The sequence below is a fragment of the Ramlibacter sp. genome (assembly GCF_035554825.1).
Taxonomy (GTDB): domain Bacteria; phylum Pseudomonadota; class Gammaproteobacteria; order Burkholderiales; family Burkholderiaceae_C; genus Ramlibacter.
Genome location: NZ_DATMHS010000073.1, coordinates 1 through 17,644, shown reverse-complemented (window position 1 = coordinate 17,644; position 17,644 = coordinate 1). Strand labels below are relative to the sequence as shown.

The window sequence follows — 17,644 nt, the reverse complement described above, 5'->3', positions numbered from 1 at the left end:
TCTCCGCGCGTCCTCTGCGCCCTCTGCGTTCCAGAGAACCGGCGAGCGCCTCGACCCTCGGCCAGCGCCACCGCTACACCGTCGCTCCGCCGCCCCCGTCGAAATTGATCGCCGTCCCGGTGATGTAGCTCGCGCGGTCCGACACCAGGAACGCGAACAGGTCGGCGAATTCGGCGGCCTGGGCGACGCGGCCGAGCGGGACCCGCTCGCGCGCCAGCCGCGCGTAGTGCGCCTCCAGGTCCCCGCCCTGCGCCATGCGGTCGATCTGGGCGCTGCGCACCAGGCCGATGCAGATCGTGTTGACCCGGACGTTGTCGGCCGCGTATTCGTTGGCCAGCGACTTGGTCAGGTTGATGCCGGCGGCGCGGCTGACCGAGGTCGGCACGCCCTTGCCCTTGGGCGCCTTGCCGCTGACGGTGGTGATGTTGACGATGCGGCCGTCGCGCTGGCGCCGCATCGGCGGAATGACCAGCCGGCACATCCGCACGGCGCCCATCACTTTCAGCTCCCAGTCGGCCTGCCAGGCCTCGTCGCTGACGTCGGCGAAGGCGGCGGCCGCCGAGGTGCCGGCGTTGTTCAACAGGATGTCCACCCGGCCCCAGCGCTTGAGCACCGCCTGCACCAGCCGTTCGCACTGGTCGGCCTGGGTGACGTCGGTCGGCACCGCCAGCACGTCGCCGCCGGTGGCGGCGCGGATGTCCTCGGCCGCGTGCTCCAGGTGATCGGCGCGGCGGGCGGCGATCGCCACCTTGGCGCCCTCGGCGGCCAGCCGCTGCGCGCCGGCCCGGCCCAGGCCGTCGCTGCCGCCGGTGATGATCGCCACCTTGTCCTTCAGCCCGAGTTCCAGCATGTCGTGACTCCTTCGTGAAGCCGCCAGTGTATGCACGGCGCGCGCTCCGGCGCGCCGCTCGGCCAGCCGCCGGGCTACCGGGCCCAGCGCTGCTCGAACGCCCACACCTCGTCGAAGCCCACCAGCTGGTGCAGCTGCTGCATCGGCCAGGACGGCACCGGGCTGCCGGCCGTGGTGCCGTGGCGGGCCAGGTAGGACAGCGCGTTCTCCATCGCGGCACAGGCCGACTGCATCAGCACGGCGGGCCAGATCGCCAGCGCGAAGCCCAGTTCCCGCAGCCGCGCCGCCGACAGCTCCGGCGAGCGGCCGGTCGGCACCATGTTCGCGATCAGCCACGCGCCGCGGCCCGCCAGCGCCTGGCCGACCCGCGCGAACTCGTCTTCGCTTTCGGGCGACTCGACGAAGACGATGTCGGCGCCGGCCTGCGCGAAGGCCAGTGCGCGCCGGATCGCCTCGTCCAGGCCCAGCCCGGTGCGCGCGTCGGTGCGCGCGATCACCAGGAAGTCGTCGCTGCGGCGCGCCGCCACCGCCACCTCGATGCGGCGCACGGCGTCCTCCAGCGGCACCACCCGCCGGTCGGGCGTGTGGCCGCACTTCTTGGGCGACTCCTGGTCCTCCAGCTGGATCGCCTGCACCCCGGCCTCCTCGTATCCGCGCACCGTATGGCGGATGTTGATCAGGCCGCCGAAGCCGGTGTCGGCGTCGGCGATCAGCGGCTTGCTGGTGCCGTGCGCGATCGTGCGCGCGCGCTGCTGCATGTCGGTGTAGCCGGCCAGGCCGGCGTCGGGCTGGCCCAGGTGCGACCCGGCGATCCCGTAGCCGGTCATGTACAGCGCCTGGAAGTTCATGCGGTCGGCGATCTTGGCGCCCAGCATCTCGAAGACGCCCGGCGCGACGACGAAGTCGCCCCGCTGCAGCATGGCGCGCAAGGTACCGGCGCGCGCGGGGTAAGTCGGAGTGTCCATGGTCCTTCCTGTGTCTGGGGTGGTGGCGGCGGCAATCGAAACGCGTGCCGCCGGCCGGGGCCGCCGGTGTCGTGGCCGCTCGATCAGCCCTTGGCGAACACCGATTCGCAGTTGGCGCGGCCCGGATCGCCCTGCGGCAGCCGGGCGCAGGTGACCGCCAGCTGCCGCCTGATCCTGGCCACGGCGCCGGCGCGCGCCGGGTCGCTGCCCTGCCACTTCGCCAGCCGCTGCGCCATCCGCTGCAGCGAGCGCTGGTTGCGCTCGTAGAAGGTTTCGCTGCGGGCCCCGAGCTGGCCGACCACGGCGCCGGCGGCCCCGGCCACGCGCGGCACGTCGTCGGGCGCGAGCTCGAGCAGCTGGTTGACGAAGCCGGTGCCCCACTGGATGCGCGTGGCCGGCCCCTGCGAAGCGCGCCAGGCGCGTTCGTACCAGTCGAGCGCGGCCTTGGCGTCGTTGCGCTTCTTGGCGTTGCCCGCCAGGCCGAGCATGTGGTAGTAGGGCGCCACGGCGTGCGGCAGCTCGAACTTCAGCAGTTCGTCGGATTCGTCGAGCAGCCCGGCCGAGGCCAGCACGTGCGCCGCGTTCGGGATCACCGCCTGGCGCTCGTACTTGTCGGTGGTGGCGGCCGCGAGGCGGGCGACCTCGCGCAGCACTTCCTGGCGCTGCGCCGGCGCCAGCGGGGCCGCCGGGGCGGCCAGCTTCCACAGCGCCACCCGCGCGTCCAGCAGGTCCACCTGTTCGGGCCGCGAGCGCCCCGGCTGCTGCGCCAGCCGCGCCAGCGCCGCGTCCCAGCGGCCGGCCAGTTCGGCGCGGGCCTGGGGCGTGGCGGCCACGTGCTTGACCAGCGGCTCGGCGGCGCCGACCAGCAGGTCGGCCAGCTGCCGCATCGACTCGGGCTGGGCGAGCAGGCGATCGAGCAGCTGCCGGCCGGCTTCGACCGGCAGGCCCGGGGCGGGCGGCTCCGCGGTGGCGCTGGCGACCAGCGACTTGAGCGCCAGCCGGTCGCGCACCTGCGGCAGCTCGGCCGGGACCGCGGCCGCCAGCGCCGCGAGCTGGCCCGGCAGCTCGGCCGCCGCCAGCACCTGCTGGGCGTCGGTGTCCCAGGAATAGAAGGCCAGCAGCCGCCATTGCTCGGCCGACAGGGCCTGCCGCGCCAGCGCCCGCTGCAGCAGCTCCTTGACCGGGGTCTGCGCGTTCAGGCCGGCGGTCAATGTCAGCAGGTAGCGCTCGGGATCGACCTCGCCCGGCAGCCGCGTGATCTCGGCGCCGTCCGGCCGGAACAGGATCATGGTCGGATAGCCGGTCACCTTGAACCGGGCGGCGACCTTCTGCGCCCCGGGCTTGTCGCCGTCCACGTAGACCGGCACGAAGGCCCGCGACCGCTCGATGAAGTCGGGCCGCGCGAACAAGGTGGCCTTGACCTGGTTGCACGGCGGGCACCACACGGCGCCCCAGTAGAGGAACACCGGCCGGCCCGACTGGCGCGCCAGCGCGAACGCCCGGTCGACTTCGGCGGCCGACGCGGCGGGCTGCCAGTCGATGCCGGCCGGCGCCGCGGCATGGACCGGCTGCACGGCCAGGACGGCCCCTGCCAGCAGGGCGCCGAACACCGGCGCGCGCAGGCGCTGGACGAGCGACGAATTGCGCATGCTCCACCTTCCTTCTCGTTGGCCGCGGCCGGACGGCATCCGCACCGCGAGCGCCGATCTTATCCAGTGCGGCCGCGGGCTGCGCCTGCTGCTGGGCGGGCGCTGGCGCCGAATGCGGCGATGCCGCGGCCGCCGCGCCGGCGAAATACCGCCCAAAGGCGGCCTTGATCCGCGGTTTCAGCTCGGCGGGCCGCCCCTACCATCGGACAGCACCAGCCGCGGCACGCTTCATCCGATGCGCGCCTGCACGGCAGCCAAGAAAAGATGAACGAGGGAACACAGACATTGCGGACGGTGGCGGACTTCCGCGCCATCCCGGACGGGCAGCTGCAGCACTGCCTGCGCGCTTTCAGGAACTGGCTCGAGGAACAGCGGATTGCGGCCGAGGCGGCGGCCGAGGCGCGCGCGCCCGACGCCTTCGTCTGGACCCCGCGCGAGCGGCCGGCCCCGCAGCCGGCGCCGAACGCCACCACCGACATCCGGCAGCTGGGCCTGCGGCCTTCGGCCGTGGTGCAGCTCACCGGCATGAACATCTTCGCGCTGGAGGACTTCGCCGAGCTCTCGGAACAGGAGTTGTCGCGGGTGGTGAACGTCGGCGCCACCACGGTGGTCAAGGTGCGGTCGCTGCTGCAGGCCGCCGGCCTCGATTTCCGGCCGCCGGCGGCGGCCATCGCGCGGCCGCAGCCGCAGCGGGCGTCCGAGCGCCGGCTGCCGGCGCGGGTGATCGACGACGCCACCCACCTGGCGGACGTCGGCCTGCGCCCGCAAACGGTGAAGAAGCTGCTGCTGCGCGACATCACGACGGTCGGGGCGCTGCGCGATCTGGCGCCGCGCGACTTCGAGCGCATGCTGAGCCTGCGCCGCCGCACCGAGGTCTACCGGGTGCTGCAGTCGCACGGCCTGGCCCTGCGCTGCGGCCCCAGCGGGCTGCAGCTGTGGCGCAGCGGCCTGGTGCGGGTCGAGGACCTGGCGCATCCGGGCGACGACGCCGGCGTGCTGGAACTGCAGCCCTGGCTCGGCAGCGTGGCGCTGGCGCTGGAACGGTCCGGCGTCGAGAGCGTCGGCGCGCTGCGCGCGCTGGCCGCCAGCGGCGTGGTGCGGCGGGTCGAGCGCGGCCTCGGGCCCTACGCGTGGACCCGCATCCGCAAGTACTTCGGCATGTCCAGGACCGACACCCTGGCGCTCGAGCAGCTGCAGTAGCCGGCGCCGGGCCCGGCGCGCCGTCAGGCCGCGTAGTCGAGCCCGCCCGCGGCCAGGCCCACCAGGTCGATGTTGGCGCCGTTCTGCGGCGAGTGGGCCGCCAGCTGCACCAGCCCGGCCTGCGAATACAGGCCCTGTTCCAGCCAGCTCACGTACTGCCCGATGGCCGTCGCATCCACGGCGCCGCCGTGCAGGTTGGCATAGAGCAGCTGGGCCACGGCTTGGTGGCTGGCCTGCGGGCCGAGCCGGTAGTCGAGCGCGTACTGCGCCACCTGGGCGACGCTCATGCCGTCGTCCAGCAGACTGATCCCCACGGCGACATAGGGCCGCTGGCGCACCGCCGCCGGGCCCAGCACCGCGCCCACCAGCCGGGCCGCCTCGCCGGCGTGGTCGTCGAGGTCCAGTGCCACCCAGGCATCGGCGAACGCCACCCGCTCGATCCCCAGCAGCGTGTCGACGGCGCCCTGCTGGTCCCTGACGGCATAGCCGTCGCCGGCGCGGGTGATCGTGTAGCCGGCCCGCAGGCCGTCGTACACGGCGACGTCCTCGCCAAGGCCGCCGTCGAGCTGGTCGCTGCCGGCCTGGCCGGCCAGCACGTCGTCGCCGGCGCCGCCGCGCAAGGTGTCGTTGCCGGCGCCGCCGGTCAGCCGGTTGGGCGCCGCGTTGCCGACGATCAGGTCGGCGTAGGGCGAGCCGATCGCGTCCTCGATCAGGGCGCCGGCGGCGATCGCGAGGGTCGCGGTGTAGGCGCTGTTCTGGACGTTGGTGCCGCCGAAGTTGCCCTGCACGCCGATCGAGACGCCGACCTTGCTGCGCGCACCGTCATTGAGGTCCAGCGACACGCTGGTGCGCACGCCGCTGGCGTCCAGCACGTCGGTGCCGGCGCTGTCCCAGATGGTCCTGAAGTTGGTCCTGTAGCCGGCTTGCGCCAGGTCGTACCTGGTGTCGCCGGCGTTGGTGGCCGGCGCGCCGTACAGCCACTGCAGCGCGGCGACGTCCAGCGGCATCGGCTCGCGCGGATAGGCCGCCATGTAGCCGCGCGGGGCGCCCGCCACCGGCGAATAGCTCATGACGGTGTTGGGAATGATGTTCTCCTGCACCGTCAGGCCGGAGCCGGCCGTGTCGGCCAGCCCCAGGGCGTGCAGGGTTTCGTGCAGCAGCACGTTCGGGCGGAAGAAGTCCCAGGCCGCGGCGGCGTAGCTGGCGCCGATCCACACGTCGCCGGCCGAGGGGTCCGGCGAGGGGAAGAAGGCGTAGCCCGCGTACTCCATGCTGCTCACCAGCGCGCTGTAGCCGTAGCGCACCACGCCGACCTGCTGGCCGTCGTCCGGCACTTCGACGAAGCGCACGTTGGCCACCGCCTCGATGCTGTCCAGCACCTGCCGCGTGAGCTCGCGGTCCGCCGCCGAGAACGGCTGCAGCGTGCCCTGGAACGAACTGCTCCAGTCCGCGCCCGAATACGTGAACTGCGAATCGGCGGTGTCGAACGAGTAGGTGACGGTGGTGCGGCCGCTGTCCGGCGCGATGCCGGTCCACCTGGTGCCCGTCAGCAAGGCGGCGACCGACGCGGCCGAAGGCGGCGGCGCCGCGCCGACGAAGCCGTACCCATCGCCGAACGCGCCGGCCCAGGGCAAGGGCATGGCGTCGCCGCCGCCTGCCGGCGCCGCGCCTGGGGCCGCGCCCTCCTGGGCCCCGCTGCCGTTCGCGTCGATCATGGTCCGCCTCGTGGTTCACCGAAAGTGCTTCGGTGATTGGGCGGGCCGGCGACGCCGGCGAGTTAGGTCGTAGTCGGTGCCTGCCTACGCAAATCTCGGTAAGCGGGTGAGGCAGGCGGCGGGGACGGGGCGCGGGCGCGGGCTGGCCGGCGCGCGGCGGCCGGCGCGCAGGCTTCGGAGGGGGGCGCGGGGGCGCGCGCCGGGGCCGCCGGCCAGCGGCGGGCTGGCTACGCGCGGGTGGGGTCGCGCGGATCCTTGGGATTGGGGATGCCCAGCATCTTGCGCATGGCGGCGACCAATTGCGGATCGTCGGGCATGTGCTGCTCGCCCTGGGCGATGACTTCCTGCAGGCCCATGCGCTGCAGCGCCTGCAAGCCCTCCTCGGCCCACTCCTTGAATTCGACCACGTCGCGCTTGAGCGCTTCGAATTCGGCCTGGTCGCGCCCTTCGGCGCTGCACCCGTGCAGCAGCATCATCCAGGCGCCCGCGGTGAGGCTGAAGTTGGACAGCAGCTCGGCGCGCCGGGTGATGAAGTGCACCTTCAGCCGCTCGTGCATCGGCAGCTTGATGTCGGTCGCTGCGCGGCGCAGCGTGATCTGGCGGCGGATGTGTTCGGGGTCGAGGGTGAACTGCATGGTGGTCGGCGCGAGTGGGGGCACGGAACTGTGCGGCAAGTGGCCGCCGGCTCCAACCGGGTAAGCCCTGGTTTACCCGAGGGCGAGGCTCGAGCCGCGGGCCGGCGCGCTGCGCGTGCCGTCGCGGCCGTACAGGGGCTGCCCGCGCGACTGCAGGAACAGCAGCGCGTTGCGCGTGAAGTCCAGGTGGGTGTAGACCTTGGCCGCCACGCGCCGATTGAGTTCACGCGCGCGATGGGCGTGCGCCAGCAGCGCCGTCCAGGCCCGGGCCAGCGGCTCGCTGGCCTGCGCGGCCCGTTCGGCGCCGGCGCGGCCGGCCGGCAGGCCGAGGGCGGCCTGCGCCGCCTCGCGCTCCTGGTCCAGCGCGGCGATGCGCGACAGGATGCCGGTCTTGCGTTCGGCGATCGCGGGCAGGTCGTCGATGCGTCCCTGCAGCAGGGCCTGGTCCTCGGCTTCCAGCGCGGCGATGTACGACTGCAGGCAGGCGCTCTCGGCCAGCACATGGCCCAGCAGCGGGCTCATCCCCGCTGCTCCGGCAGCAGCTCGCGCAGGCTGGCCAGCATCCCGTCGGCGATCCGTTCGGGATCGACCCGGTAGCGGCCGGCGCGGATCTCCTCGCGGATCGCCGCCACCTTGGCGGCGTCGAAGGCGCCGTCGGCCGGTTCGGGAAAGGCGCGGACGTTGCCGGCGCCGGCGGTGCCGCCGGCGGTGCCGGCGGCGGTGCCGGCGGCGGGCGCGGGGGCAGGGGGCGCGCCGGCGCGCGACCGGGTCGGAAGCCGCAGCGGCGTGGCGGAGCCGGTGGTTGGATCGATTTTCAAGGTGGTTTCCCAGGCGACTACCGATATATCGGCAGGTTCGGGCAGAACATTAGGGCCAAGGCGCCGGTTTCCACGGAAAAAGGCGTCAGGGCAGGGTGACGGTCCCGTCCGCGCCGGCGATGCCGCTCAGCAGCCGGCCGTCGAGGGTCTTGACCTGGAGGGTGGCGCCGGCCGGCGCCGTGACGAGCGCCCGCGCCTGGGTGCTGACCAGGAAGCCCGCGCCGCCGGCCTGCAGCCGCACCAGCTGGCCCTGCTGCACGGCCGGCGGGCGCCGCACCAGCTCCGCGCGCAGCGGCGCGCCGGCCGCGATCGCGGTGACGGCGACGGCGCCGGCCGCCTGGCCGGCATCGGTCAGCACGGAGGCGGGCAGCGCGGTGAGGTCGCCCGAGCGTTGCGCCAGGTCCTCGGCCACCAGCGCCTGGCCGGCCGGCAGCGGCCGGGCGGCCACCAGATAGGCGCCTTCCACGGTCACGCGCGCGGCCAGGAAGCGGGTCCACGGCCGCTCGCCCGGACAGCGCACGCCGACCGTCACGCGGCCCCAGGCCCGGGTGCCCGCGGGCAGGAAGGGCTGGAGCGCGGGGCACGGCGGCAGCGCCGCCGGCGCGTCCACCCGCACGGTCACCTGCCCCGGCGCGCCGGCGGCCTGGGCCGCGAGCCAGCGTTCGAGCGCCAGGCGCTGCTCGCCGGCCAGCGGCGCGGCGGCGCCGGCCGCGCCGAAGGGGAGCAGCAGCAACAGGAGAGCGGCGCAAAGGCGCCGCGGTGGTGGATGGCTGGCCGGCACGGGTGGGTGGACTGGATGTCGGGCTCCCATTCTAGGAAGCGGGGCCGGTCCCGAAGGTGCGAGGTGCGCCCGAAAGACGCCCTTGTTCGACCCATTGCGCGCCGCCCGGCTGCACCAGAATCGATGCTCATCAGGACAGGCTCCGGCCTGGCCGCCGCCGTATCTGCACCAGGAGCAACGCACATGATGGACAAGCTCGACGCCGCGCTGCGCTTCAACCAGGAGGCGCTCGGCCTGCGCGCGCGCCGCCAGGAAGTCCTGGCGGCCAACATCGCCAACGCCGACACGCCCGACTACAAGGCGCGCGACCTGGACTTCGGCGGCGAACTGCGCCGGGCGCTGGAACAGGGCCGCGCCGGCAATGGCCTCGCCCTGGCGACCACCGCCGCCAGCCACGTGCACGGCGGCTCGACCTTCGCCACCGACGCCGGCCTGCTGTACCGGGTGCCGTCGCAGTCGAGCCTGGACGGGAACACCGTGGAAATGAACGCCGAGCGCGTCGAGTTCGCCGACAACGCGCTGCGCTACGAGGCCGGCGTCACGGTGATCAGCGCCAAGATCAAGTCGCTGCTGGCGGCGATGCAGCAATAGGAGAACGCCCCATGCCCATGAACATCTTCAGCGTGGCGGCCTCCGCCATGAATGCGCAATCCCAGCGCATGAACGTCACCGCCAGCAACATGGCCAACGCCGACAGCGTCGCCGGCGCCGACGGCCAGCCCTATCGCGCGCGGCAGGTCGTGTTCGAGCTCGACGCCGGCAACGCGCCGGGCGGCGTCGGCGGGGTCCGCGTGGCCGAGGTGGTCGAGGACGCCTCGCCGCTGCGCACCGTGTTCGATCCCAAGAACCCGCGCGCCAACGCCGACGGCTACGTGACCATGGCCAACGTGAACCTGGTCGAGGAGATGACCAACATGATCTCCGCCTCGCGCAGCTACGAGGCCAACGTCGAGGTGGTCAACACCGCCAAGAGCCTGATGCTCAAGACGCTCACCATCGGCCAGTAAGCCGCCCCCTGCCGCCACCTGTTCAAGCGGGCGCGCCAGCCGCCTGCGGGAGAAGACTCATGCCGATCGCCGCCCTGTCACCGTCCGACCCGGCCGCCGCCGCCTCCGCCGCGCCGGCGCCGTCGCAGAGCGCCGCCAGCGAACAGCGCTTCCTGAAGCTGCTGATCACGCAGCTGAACAACCAGGACCCGCTCAACCCGATGGACAACGCGCAGCTCACCTCGCAGCTGGCGCAGATGAGCACCGTCAGCGGCATCGAGAAGACCAACGCCACGCTGCAGACGCTGCTGGCGCAGAGCAGTTCGGCGCAGATGCTGCAGGCGGCGTCGCTGGTGGGCCGCGCGGTCGTGGTGCCGGGCGGCCAGCTCGCCCTCGACGGCGGGGCCGCCTCGTTCGCGATCGACCTGCCGGCGTCGGCGGCCTCGGCGCGGGCGCTGATCACCGATGCCGCCGGCAACCCGGTGCGCACCATCGACCTCGGCTCGCTGCCGGCCGGCCTGCACAGCCAGGCCTGGGACGGCCGCAACGATGCCGGCCAGGCGATGCCGGCCGGCCTCTATCGGGTCGACGTCGTCGCCGCCAACGGCGCGAACCCGGTGTCCGCCGCGACGCTGGTGGCCGCCCAGGTCCGCAGCGTCGGCCAGGACGCGGCGGGGATCACGCTGCAACTGTCCGGCGGCCGCAGCGCGGCGCTGGCGGACGTGCGCATGCTGCAGTAACCGGCGCCGCCGGCCTCCACGAAACACGAAAAGGATTCACCATGGCTTTCTCACAAGGCATCTCCGGCCTGGCCGCCTCGGCCGCCCAGCTGGACGTCATCGGCAACAACATCGCGAACTCGTCCACCGTCGGCTTCAAGAGCGGCGGCGTGGCGTTCAAGGACGTGATCGCCGGCTCGCGCATCGGCCTGGGCGTCGCCGTCGCCGGCGTCGAGCAGAACTTCGCGGCCGGCTCGATCCAGCTGACCAACCGGCCGCTGGACCTGGCCGTCACCAACGGCAACGGCTTCTTCCGCGTCGCCAGCCCGCAGGGCGGCAACGTCAGCTACACCCGCAACGGCCAGTTCACCGTCGACAAGGACGGCTTCGTGGTCTCCACCGGCGGCATGCGGCTGACCGGCTACGGCGTCACGGCCGCCGGCGCGCTGGCCGGCGGCACGCCGGTGCCGCTGCAGTTCCCGACCCAGTCGATGAACCCCAATGCCACCAGCGGCGTGACGGCGCAGTTCAACTTCGACTCGCGCAACCCGGCGCTCGATCCGGCGGCCTTCGACGCCGGCGACTCCAGCACCTACACCTACTCGAACGCGCTCAACGTCTTCGACTCGCTCGGCAACCCGCACGAGCTGGCGCTGTTCTTCATCAAGACCGCCGACAACGCCTGGACCGTGCAGGCCACCGCCGACGGCACGCCGATGACCGGCAGCGCGAACATCACCTTCGACGCGAACGGGGCGATCACCGGCGCCAACACGCTGGCGCTGACCGGCGACTACGCCAACGGCTCGGCGCCGGCGGCGGTCACCGTCACCCTGGCCGGCAGCACCCAGTTCGGCAACACCAGCGCCGTGCAGCGCTTGACGCAGGACGGCTACACCTCGGGCAACCTGACCTCGTTCGAGGTCGGCCGCGACGGCCTGGTCACCGGCAAGTACTCCAACGACCAGAGCAAGCTGCTCGGGCGCGTGGTGCTCAGCTCGTTCGCCAATCCGAACGGACTGGAGCCCACCGGCAACAACGAGTTCGCCGAAACCGGCGCCTCCGGGCAGCCGCTGACCGGCGAACCGGGCGAAGGCACGACGCTCGGCTCGCTCACGGCCGGCGCGCTGGAATCCTCCAACGTCGACCTGACCAGCGAGCTGGTGAACCTGATCACGGCGCAGCGCAGCTACCAGGCCAACGCCCAGACCCTCAAGACGCAGGACCAGGTGATGCAGACCCTGGTCAACCTGCGCTGACCGACCGGCGGGCACAGACATGGATCGCATGCTCTACGTGGCCATGAGCGGCGCCAAGCAGGCGATGGACCAGCATGCCGCGGTCGCCAACAACATGGCGAACGTGGCGACCACCGGCTTCCGGGCCCAGGTGAACAGCTTCCAGGCCGTGCCGGTGCTGGGCGAGGAATCGCCCACCCGGGCGTTCGTGATCGCCACCACGCCGCGCGCCGATTTCCGGGCCGGGCCGCTCAGCGAGACCGGCCGACCGCTGGACGTGGCCGTGCGCGGCGACGGCTGGCTGGTGGTGCAGACCGAGGCCGGCGAGGCCTACACCCGCGCCGGCAACCTGCAGGTCGGCGCCGACGGCCAGGTCACCACGATGGCGGGCCTGCCGGTGGTCGGCGACGGCGGCCCGCTGGTGGTGCCGCCGGGCGCCGCGATCTCGGTCGCGGCCAACGGCCTGGTCACGGCACGCCCGGCCGGCAACGCGGCCACCGGCCTGACCGAGGTGGGCCGGCTGAAGCTGGTCAATCCGGCGCCGGCCGAACTGGTGCGCGGCGAGGACGGGCTGTTCCGCATGCTCGACGGCCTGCCGGCCGCCGACGCCGATCCGGCCGTCACCGTCGCCAGCGGCTTCCTCGAGGGCAGCAACGTGAACCCGGTGGAAGCGATGGTCGAACTCATCGCCACCGCGCGCCTGCTCGACATGCAGATGAAGTCGCTGCAGACGGCCGACCAGAACGCCCAGGCCGCCAACAAGCTGCTGGCCGCCGGCTAGCGCCACCCCACAACGACAGGACACCTTCCATGCTCCGCTCCCTCTCGATCGCGCGCACCGGCCTGGACGCGCAGCAGCAACAGCTCGACGTCATCTCCAACAACCTCGCCAACGTCGGCACGACCGGCTTCAAGAAGAGCCGCGCGGTGTTCGAGGACCTGATGTACCAGAACCTGCGCCAGGCCGGCAGCCAGAGCTCGGACCAGACCCGGCTGCCGTCCGGCCTGCAGGTGGGCACCGGCGTGCGGGTGGTGGCCACCGAGCGCATCCACGCGCAGGGCAACCTGACCAAGACCGAGAACCCGAACGACGTGGCGATCAACGGCGGCGGCTTCTTCCAGGTGCTGATGCCCGACGGCTCCACCGCCTACACCCGCGACGGCTCGTTCCAGAAGGACCGCGACGGCCAGCTGGTCACGGCCAGTGGCTTTCCGGTGCAGCCGGCGATCACGATCCCGCAGAACGCGACCAGCCTGACCATCGCGCGCGACGGCATGGTGTCGGTCACGCAGGCCGGCAGCACCAATTCGGTCCAAGTCGGCCAGCTGCAGCTGGCGACCTTCCTCAATCCGGCCGGCCTGCAGTCGCTGGGCGAGAACCTGTTCGCCGAGACCGACGCCTCCGGCGCGGCCAACCAGACCAACCCCGGCCTCAACGGCGCCGGCATCCTCAGCCAGGGGTACGTCGAGTCGTCCAACGTGAACGTGGTCGAGGAGCTGGTGAGCATGATCGCCACCCAGCGCGCGTACGAAATCAACAGCAAGGCCGTGCAGACCTCCGACCAGATGCTGCAGCGCCTGAGCCAGCTGTGATGACGCTGGGCCGCGCTCTCGCCTGGCATGCCGCGGCGGCCGCGCTCGCGCTGGCGGCGGGCTGCGCCCAGCTGCCGAGCCAGCCGCTGGTGCAGCAGCCGATGACGGCCCCGCCGGCGCCGGCCCAGGTGCTGCCGGCACGCACTTCGGGTTCGATCTACCAGGAAGGCGCCCGCGGCCACGCCCTGTTCGAGGACCGCCGGCCGCGGATGGTCGGCGACATCCTCACCGTGGTGATCAGCGAGAAGGCCGACGCCAGCAAGAACTCGGCCACCACCGCCAGCCGCAACGGCAAGCTGGAAGCGGACTTCGGCCTGACGCCCAAGCTGCTGGGCGGCCTGCTGCGCGGCCAGGACGCCAGCCTGTCCGCCGACACCGGCCTCAACGCCAAGGGCGGCGCCAACGCCGCCAACACCTTCAACGGCGTGATCACGGTGACCGTGACCGGCGTGCTGGCCAACGGCAACCTGGCGGTCAGCGGCGAGAAACAGATGCTGATCAACCAGGGCACCGAGTACATCCGGTTCTCCGGCGTGGTGAATCCGCAGACCGTGGTCGGCAACAACACCGTGCTGTCGACCCAGGTCGCCGACGCGCGCATCGAGTACAGCGCCAAGGGTTTCATCAACGAGGCGCAGACCATGGGCTGGCTGCAGCGCTTCTTCCTCAACGCGATGCCGTTCTGACCATGCGCCGCCTGCTTCTCCGCGCCCTGGCCTGCCTGGCCGCCGCACTGCTCCTGCCGGCGGCCGCCGAACCGCTGAAGGCGCTGGCCAGCGTGCAGGGCGCGCGCGACAACCCCCTGGTCGGCTACGGCCTCATGGTCGGCCTGGACGGGACCGGCGACCAGACGATGCAGACGCCGTTCACGACCCAGAGCCTGACCAACATGCTGGCCCAGCTCGGCGTCACCGTGCCGCCCGGCACCAACATGCAGCTCAAGAACGTGGCCGCGGTGATGGTCACCGCCACGCTGCCGGCGTTCGCGCGGCCGGGCCAGGCCATCGACATCACGGTCTCCTCGCTCGGCAACGCCAAGAGCCTGCGCGGCGGCACCCTGCTGATGACCCCGCTCAAGGGTGCCGACGGCGCCGTGTACGCGATCGCGCAGGGCAACCTGGTGGTCGGCGGCGCGGGCGCTTCCGCCAACGGCAGCAAGGTGCAGGTCAACCAGCTCGGCGCGGGCCGGATTCCGGCCGGCGCCATCGTCGAGCGCGGCCTGGCCAGCGCGCTGGGCGAAGAGGGCACGCTCACCCTGGAGCTGCACCGCTCCGACTTCGGCACCGCGCAGCGCGCGGTGGACGCGATCAACCGCGGCTTCGGCGCCGGCACCGCCGAGGCCCTCGACGGCCGGGTGCTGCGGGTGCGCGCGCCGGCGGCCCAGGACCGCGTGGCGTTCCTGGCCCGGCTCGAAGCGGTCGACGTGGTGCCGGCGCAGGACGTGGCGCGGGTGATCGTGAACGCGCGCACCGGCTCGGTCGTGATGAACCAGGCGGTGCGGGTGCAGGAGTGCGCGGTGGCGCACGGCAGCCTGTCGGTCGTCATCAGCACCCAGCCGGTGATCAGCCAGCCGGCGCCGCTGTCCGGCGGCACCACGGTGTCGGCCCAGACCTCGCAGATCTCGCTGTCGCAGGCGGGCGGGGCGCTGCAGATGGTGCGCTCGGGCGCCGCGCTCGCCGACGTGGTGAAGGCGCTCAATGCGCTGGGCGCCAATCCGCAGGACCTGATCTCCATCCTGCAGGCCATGAAGGCCGCCGGCGCCTTGCGCGCCGAGCTCGAGATCATCTGAAGGCGCCATGAGCAGCCCCGTCACGAACGCGACGACGGCCGGCGGGGCGCTGGACCAGCGCTTCGCCCTCGACGTGCAGAGCGTCGAGGCGCTGCGCCGGGCCGCGCGCAACACGCCGGAGGAGGCGCTGCGCCAGGTCTCGCGCCAGTTCGAGGCGCTGTTCATGGGCATGCTGCTCAAGAGCATGCGCGAGGCCAACCCCTCGAGCGGGCTGCTGGACGGGCACGACAGCAAGATGTACCTGTCCATGCTCGATCAGCAGATGGCGCAGAACCTGTCGGGACGCGGCCTGAAGCTGGCCGACGCGATGTTCGCGCAGCTGCGGCGCACGATCGCATCGCCCGCGCCCGCCGGCGGCGCGGCCGGGGCCGAAGGCGTGGCCGCCGCGCCGGGCGGCGCACCGGCTGCCCTGAGCGTGCCGGGTGTGCCGGGTGTGCCGGGCGCGCAGGCGTCCGGGGCCATGGCCTCCCTCGCCGGTGCGGCGGCGATCCGGCCGCCGCGCGCGGTGGCCGCGGCGCTGCCGCCGCTGGCGCAGGCCCAGGCCCCCGAGGCCGCCGCGGCGCCGCCGCGCAGCGCCGGTACCGAACCCGGCTGGACCTCGCGCGTGGAGCACTTCATCGCGACCCTGGGCGAGTCGGCGCGCGCGGCCGCGGCCAGCACCGGCATCCCCGAGCGGCTGATCCTGGCGCAGGCGGCGCTGGAGTCGGCCTGGGGCCGGCGCGAAGTGCGCGGCGACGACGGCGGCCGCACCTTCAACGTCTTCGGCATCAAGGCCGACCGCGGCTGGCGCGGCCGGTCGGTCGACGCCGTGACGACCGAGGTGATCGACGGCGTGGCCCAGCGGGTGCGCGCGAAATTCCGGGCCTACGGCTCCTACCAGGAAGCCTTCGCCGACTACGCCGGCTTTCTCGCCGGCAACCCGCGCTACGCCAGGGTGCGCACCCAGGCCGACCCGGCCCGGGCCGCCCACGAATTGCAGCGGGCCGGCTATGCGACCGACCCGGACTACGCCGGCAAGCTGGTGCGAGTGATGAAGCAGCTGGCGGGCTGAGCAAGACCGGGCCCGCGCGGCCTATCCGTTTGCTCATCCGTGCCGATATACGACCTGAAAGGACGAAAACGATGAACGACACCCTGACCCCGCCGAAGACCGCCTCGGCCGCCACCGCCGTCGGCCCCCTGGAAGTGGTGACCTTCACCCTCGGCAAGGAGGAATACGGCATCGACATCCAGCGCGTGCAGGAACTGCGCGGCTACGACGCCGTGACCCGCATCGCCAACGCGCCCGAATACATCAAGGGCGTGGTCAACCTGCGCGGAATCATCGTCCCGGTGATCGACATGCGCATCAAGTTCAACCTCGGCACGCCGACCTACGACCAGTTCACGGTGGTGATCGTGCTGAACATCCGCGGCCGCGTGGTGGGCATGGTGGTGGACAGCGTGTCGGACGTGATCACCCTCGAGCCCGGCCAGATCAAGCCGCCGCCGGAAATGGGCGCCGCGCTGGACACCGATTACCTGATCGGGCTCGGCACGCTGGAGCAGCGCATGCTGATCCTGGTCGACATCGACAAGCTGATGTCCAGCGACGAAATGGGACTGGTGGAGAAGGCCGCGGCCTAGGGAGTCGGCATGTTCAAGAACATCAAGGTCTCGACGCGGCTGCTGGCGGGCTTCCTGCTGGTGGCCGTGCTCGGCGCCGCCGTGGCGGCCGTCGGGATCTACAGCATGGCCCGGATCGACGACAACGCCGACCGGATCTACCAGCGGGAGCTGCTGGGCGTCTCGTACGTCAAGGAAGCCAACATCGACCTGATGTACATGGCGCGCGACCTGCGCAACATGCTGCTGGCCTTCAACCTGGCCGAGCGGCGCAAGGCCGCCGACGCCGTCGAGAAGGACCGCCAGCTGGTCAAGGCGAACCTGGACAAGGCGCGGCCGCTGTTCTCGACCGAGGAGGGCAAGCGCAAGCTGGCCGAGTTCGACCGCGCTTTCGCCGAATACGACGCCACGGCCCGCGAGATCGTCAAGAAGGCGATGACCGAGGAAATGCAGGACGCGCGCCCGACCGTCCAGTTCCTGTTCGAGAGCGTCGTGCCGAAGATGCAGGCGGCCGACGACAGGATGAGCGAGCTGAGCGACGGCAAGGAAAAGACCGCCGCGAGCGTGGCCGCCGACTCCAGCGAAACCTACCGGTTCAGCCGGGCGCTGATGATCGGCCTGACGCTGGCCAGCGGCCTGGCGGGCCTGGCCATCGGCGTGCTGGTCACCCGCAGCGTGACGCGGCCGCTGGCCGATGCCGTCAAGGTGGCCGAGGCGGTGGCCGGCGGCGACCTGACGACCGAGGTGCGGGTGCACTCGACCGACGAAACCGGCCAGCTGATGCAGGCGCTCAAGTCCATGAACGACAGCCTGGCGCGGGTCGTGGGCCAGGTTCGCGCCGGCACCGACACCATCGCGACCGCCTCGGGCCAGATCGCGACCGGCAACCAGGACCTGTCGCAGCGCACCGAGGAGCAGGCCAGCTCGCTGGAGGAGACGGCGGCCTCGATGGAGGAACTCACCGGCACCGTCAAGCAGAACGCCGACAACGCGCGCCAGGCCAACCAGCTGGCGCAGTCGTCGTCGGAGGTCGCGCGCAAGGGCGGCGCCGTCGTCGAGCAGGTGGTCGAGACGATGGACGCCATCAACGCCTCCTCGCGG

Annotated in this window: 20 protein-coding genes; 12 read left to right on the top strand and 8 right to left on the bottom strand. The window is 72.5% G+C overall.

Going from position 1 to position 17,644, the window contains the following annotated elements:
* Positions 1-73: 73 nt before the first annotated feature.
* The 3 genes from VNT59_RS08825 to VNT59_RS08815 all read right to left on the bottom strand — a co-directional run bounded on the left by VNT59_RS08825 (position 74) and on the right by VNT59_RS08815 (position 3,464).
* A complete protein-coding gene (locus VNT59_RS08825) occupies positions 74-850 on the bottom strand; it encodes an SDR family NAD(P)-dependent oxidoreductase (protein WP_325497959.1) in 777 nt (258 codons plus the stop codon).
* Between the two features lie 74 nt (positions 851-924).
* Positions 925-1,815, bottom strand: coding sequence for an isocitrate lyase/PEP mutase family protein (locus tag VNT59_RS08820; RefSeq protein WP_325497958.1), 891 nt, complete (start codon positions 1,813-1,815; stop codon positions 925-927).
* Positions 1,816-1,898: 83 nt separating this feature from the next.
* Complete coding sequence (locus tag VNT59_RS08815) at positions 1,899-3,464, bottom strand: thioredoxin family protein (RefSeq protein WP_325497957.1); 1,566 nt, start codon at positions 3,462-3,464, stop codon at positions 1,899-1,901.
* A gap of 264 nt (positions 3,465-3,728) precedes the next feature.
* On the opposite strand from VNT59_RS08815, the gene VNT59_RS08810 reads away from it, so the two are divergent.
* On the top strand, positions 3,729-4,664 hold the full coding sequence (locus tag VNT59_RS08810; protein WP_325497956.1) for a hypothetical protein: 936 nt from the start codon (positions 3,729-3,731) through the stop codon (positions 4,662-4,664).
* 23 nt (positions 4,665-4,687) lie between these two features.
* Here VNT59_RS08810 and VNT59_RS08805 read toward each other — a convergent pair whose 3' ends face one another.
* From VNT59_RS08805 to flgA, 5 genes are all read right to left on the bottom strand, one after another.
* Positions 4,688-6,379, bottom strand: a complete 1,692-nt coding sequence (locus tag VNT59_RS08805; protein ID WP_325497955.1) for a M10 family metallopeptidase — start codon at positions 6,377-6,379, stop codon at positions 4,688-4,690.
* Between the two features lie 227 nt (positions 6,380-6,606).
* Positions 6,607-7,038: a hypothetical protein gene (locus VNT59_RS08800; RefSeq protein ID WP_325497954.1), complete on the bottom strand. Its 432-nt coding sequence runs from the start codon at positions 7,036-7,038 to the stop codon at positions 6,607-6,609.
* Between the two features lie 48 nt (positions 7,039-7,086).
* Entirely contained in the window at positions 7,087-7,536 is a 450-nt protein-coding gene (locus VNT59_RS08795; protein WP_325497953.1) for a flagellar protein FlgN, read from the bottom strand.
* The gene (gene flgM, locus VNT59_RS08790) at positions 7,533-7,832 is read right to left on the bottom strand and encodes a flagellar biosynthesis anti-sigma factor FlgM (protein ID WP_325497952.1); all 300 of its coding nucleotides are present in this window, start codon (positions 7,830-7,832) and stop codon (positions 7,533-7,535) included. The genes VNT59_RS08795 and flgM overlap by 4 nt, the downstream gene beginning before the upstream one ends.
* Positions 7,833-7,917: 85 nt before the next feature.
* Positions 7,918-8,565: a flagellar basal body P-ring formation chaperone FlgA gene (gene flgA / locus VNT59_RS08785; protein WP_325497951.1), complete on the bottom strand. Its 648-nt coding sequence runs from the start codon at positions 8,563-8,565 to the stop codon at positions 7,918-7,920.
* Between the two features lie 231 nt (positions 8,566-8,796).
* Between flgA and flgB the strand changes: the two genes are divergently transcribed.
* The 11 genes from flgB to VNT59_RS08730 form a co-directional block, all read left to right on the top strand.
* Positions 8,797-9,204, top strand: a complete 408-nt coding sequence (flgB, locus tag VNT59_RS08780; RefSeq protein ID WP_325497950.1) for a flagellar basal body rod protein FlgB — start codon at positions 8,797-8,799, stop codon at positions 9,202-9,204.
* 17 nt (positions 9,205-9,221) lie between these two features.
* Positions 9,222-9,620: a flagellar basal body rod protein FlgC gene (gene flgC, locus VNT59_RS08775; protein WP_414708368.1), complete on the top strand. Its 399-nt coding sequence runs from the start codon at positions 9,222-9,224 to the stop codon at positions 9,618-9,620.
* A 59-nt stretch (positions 9,621-9,679) separates the two neighbouring features.
* Positions 9,680-10,339, top strand: a complete 660-nt coding sequence (locus VNT59_RS08770; RefSeq protein ID WP_325497948.1) for a flagellar hook assembly protein FlgD — start codon at positions 9,680-9,682, stop codon at positions 10,337-10,339.
* A gap of 41 nt (positions 10,340-10,380) precedes the next feature.
* Entirely contained in the window at positions 10,381-11,577 is a 1,197-nt protein-coding gene (gene flgE / locus VNT59_RS08765) for a flagellar hook protein FlgE (RefSeq protein ID WP_325497947.1), read from the top strand.
* Between the two features lie 19 nt (positions 11,578-11,596).
* Positions 11,597-12,337 carry a flagellar basal-body rod protein FlgF gene (gene flgF, locus VNT59_RS08760; RefSeq protein ID WP_325497946.1) on the top strand — a complete coding sequence of 247 codons (741 nt, stop codon included), beginning with the start codon at positions 11,597-11,599 and terminating at the stop codon, positions 12,335-12,337.
* Between the two features lie 29 nt (positions 12,338-12,366).
* Positions 12,367-13,149 carry a flagellar basal-body rod protein FlgG gene (gene flgG / locus VNT59_RS08755; RefSeq protein ID WP_325497945.1) on the top strand — a complete coding sequence of 261 codons (783 nt, stop codon included), beginning with the start codon at positions 12,367-12,369 and terminating at the stop codon, positions 13,147-13,149.
* Positions 13,149-13,835, top strand: a complete 687-nt coding sequence (locus tag VNT59_RS08750; RefSeq protein WP_325497944.1) for a flagellar basal body L-ring protein FlgH — start codon at positions 13,149-13,151, stop codon at positions 13,833-13,835. The genes flgG and VNT59_RS08750 overlap by 1 nt, the downstream gene beginning before the upstream one ends.
* Positions 13,836-13,837: 2 nt before the next feature.
* The gene (locus tag VNT59_RS08745) at positions 13,838-14,938 is read left to right on the top strand and encodes a flagellar basal body P-ring protein FlgI (protein WP_325497943.1); all 1,101 of its coding nucleotides are present in this window, start codon (positions 13,838-13,840) and stop codon (positions 14,936-14,938) included.
* Between the two features lie 7 nt (positions 14,939-14,945).
* Positions 14,946-15,989 (top strand): flagellar assembly peptidoglycan hydrolase FlgJ, encoded by a 1,044-nt coding sequence (flgJ, locus tag VNT59_RS08740; RefSeq protein WP_325497942.1) that lies wholly within the window; start codon positions 14,946-14,948, stop codon positions 15,987-15,989.
* 71 nt (positions 15,990-16,060) lie between these two features.
* Positions 16,061-16,564 (top strand): chemotaxis protein CheW, encoded by a 504-nt coding sequence (locus VNT59_RS08735; RefSeq protein WP_325497941.1) that lies wholly within the window; start codon positions 16,061-16,063, stop codon positions 16,562-16,564.
* Between the two features lie 9 nt (positions 16,565-16,573).
* On the top strand, positions 16,574-17,644 hold a 1,071-nt coding region (locus tag VNT59_RS08730; protein WP_325497940.1), incomplete at its 3' end, for an MCP four helix bundle domain-containing protein.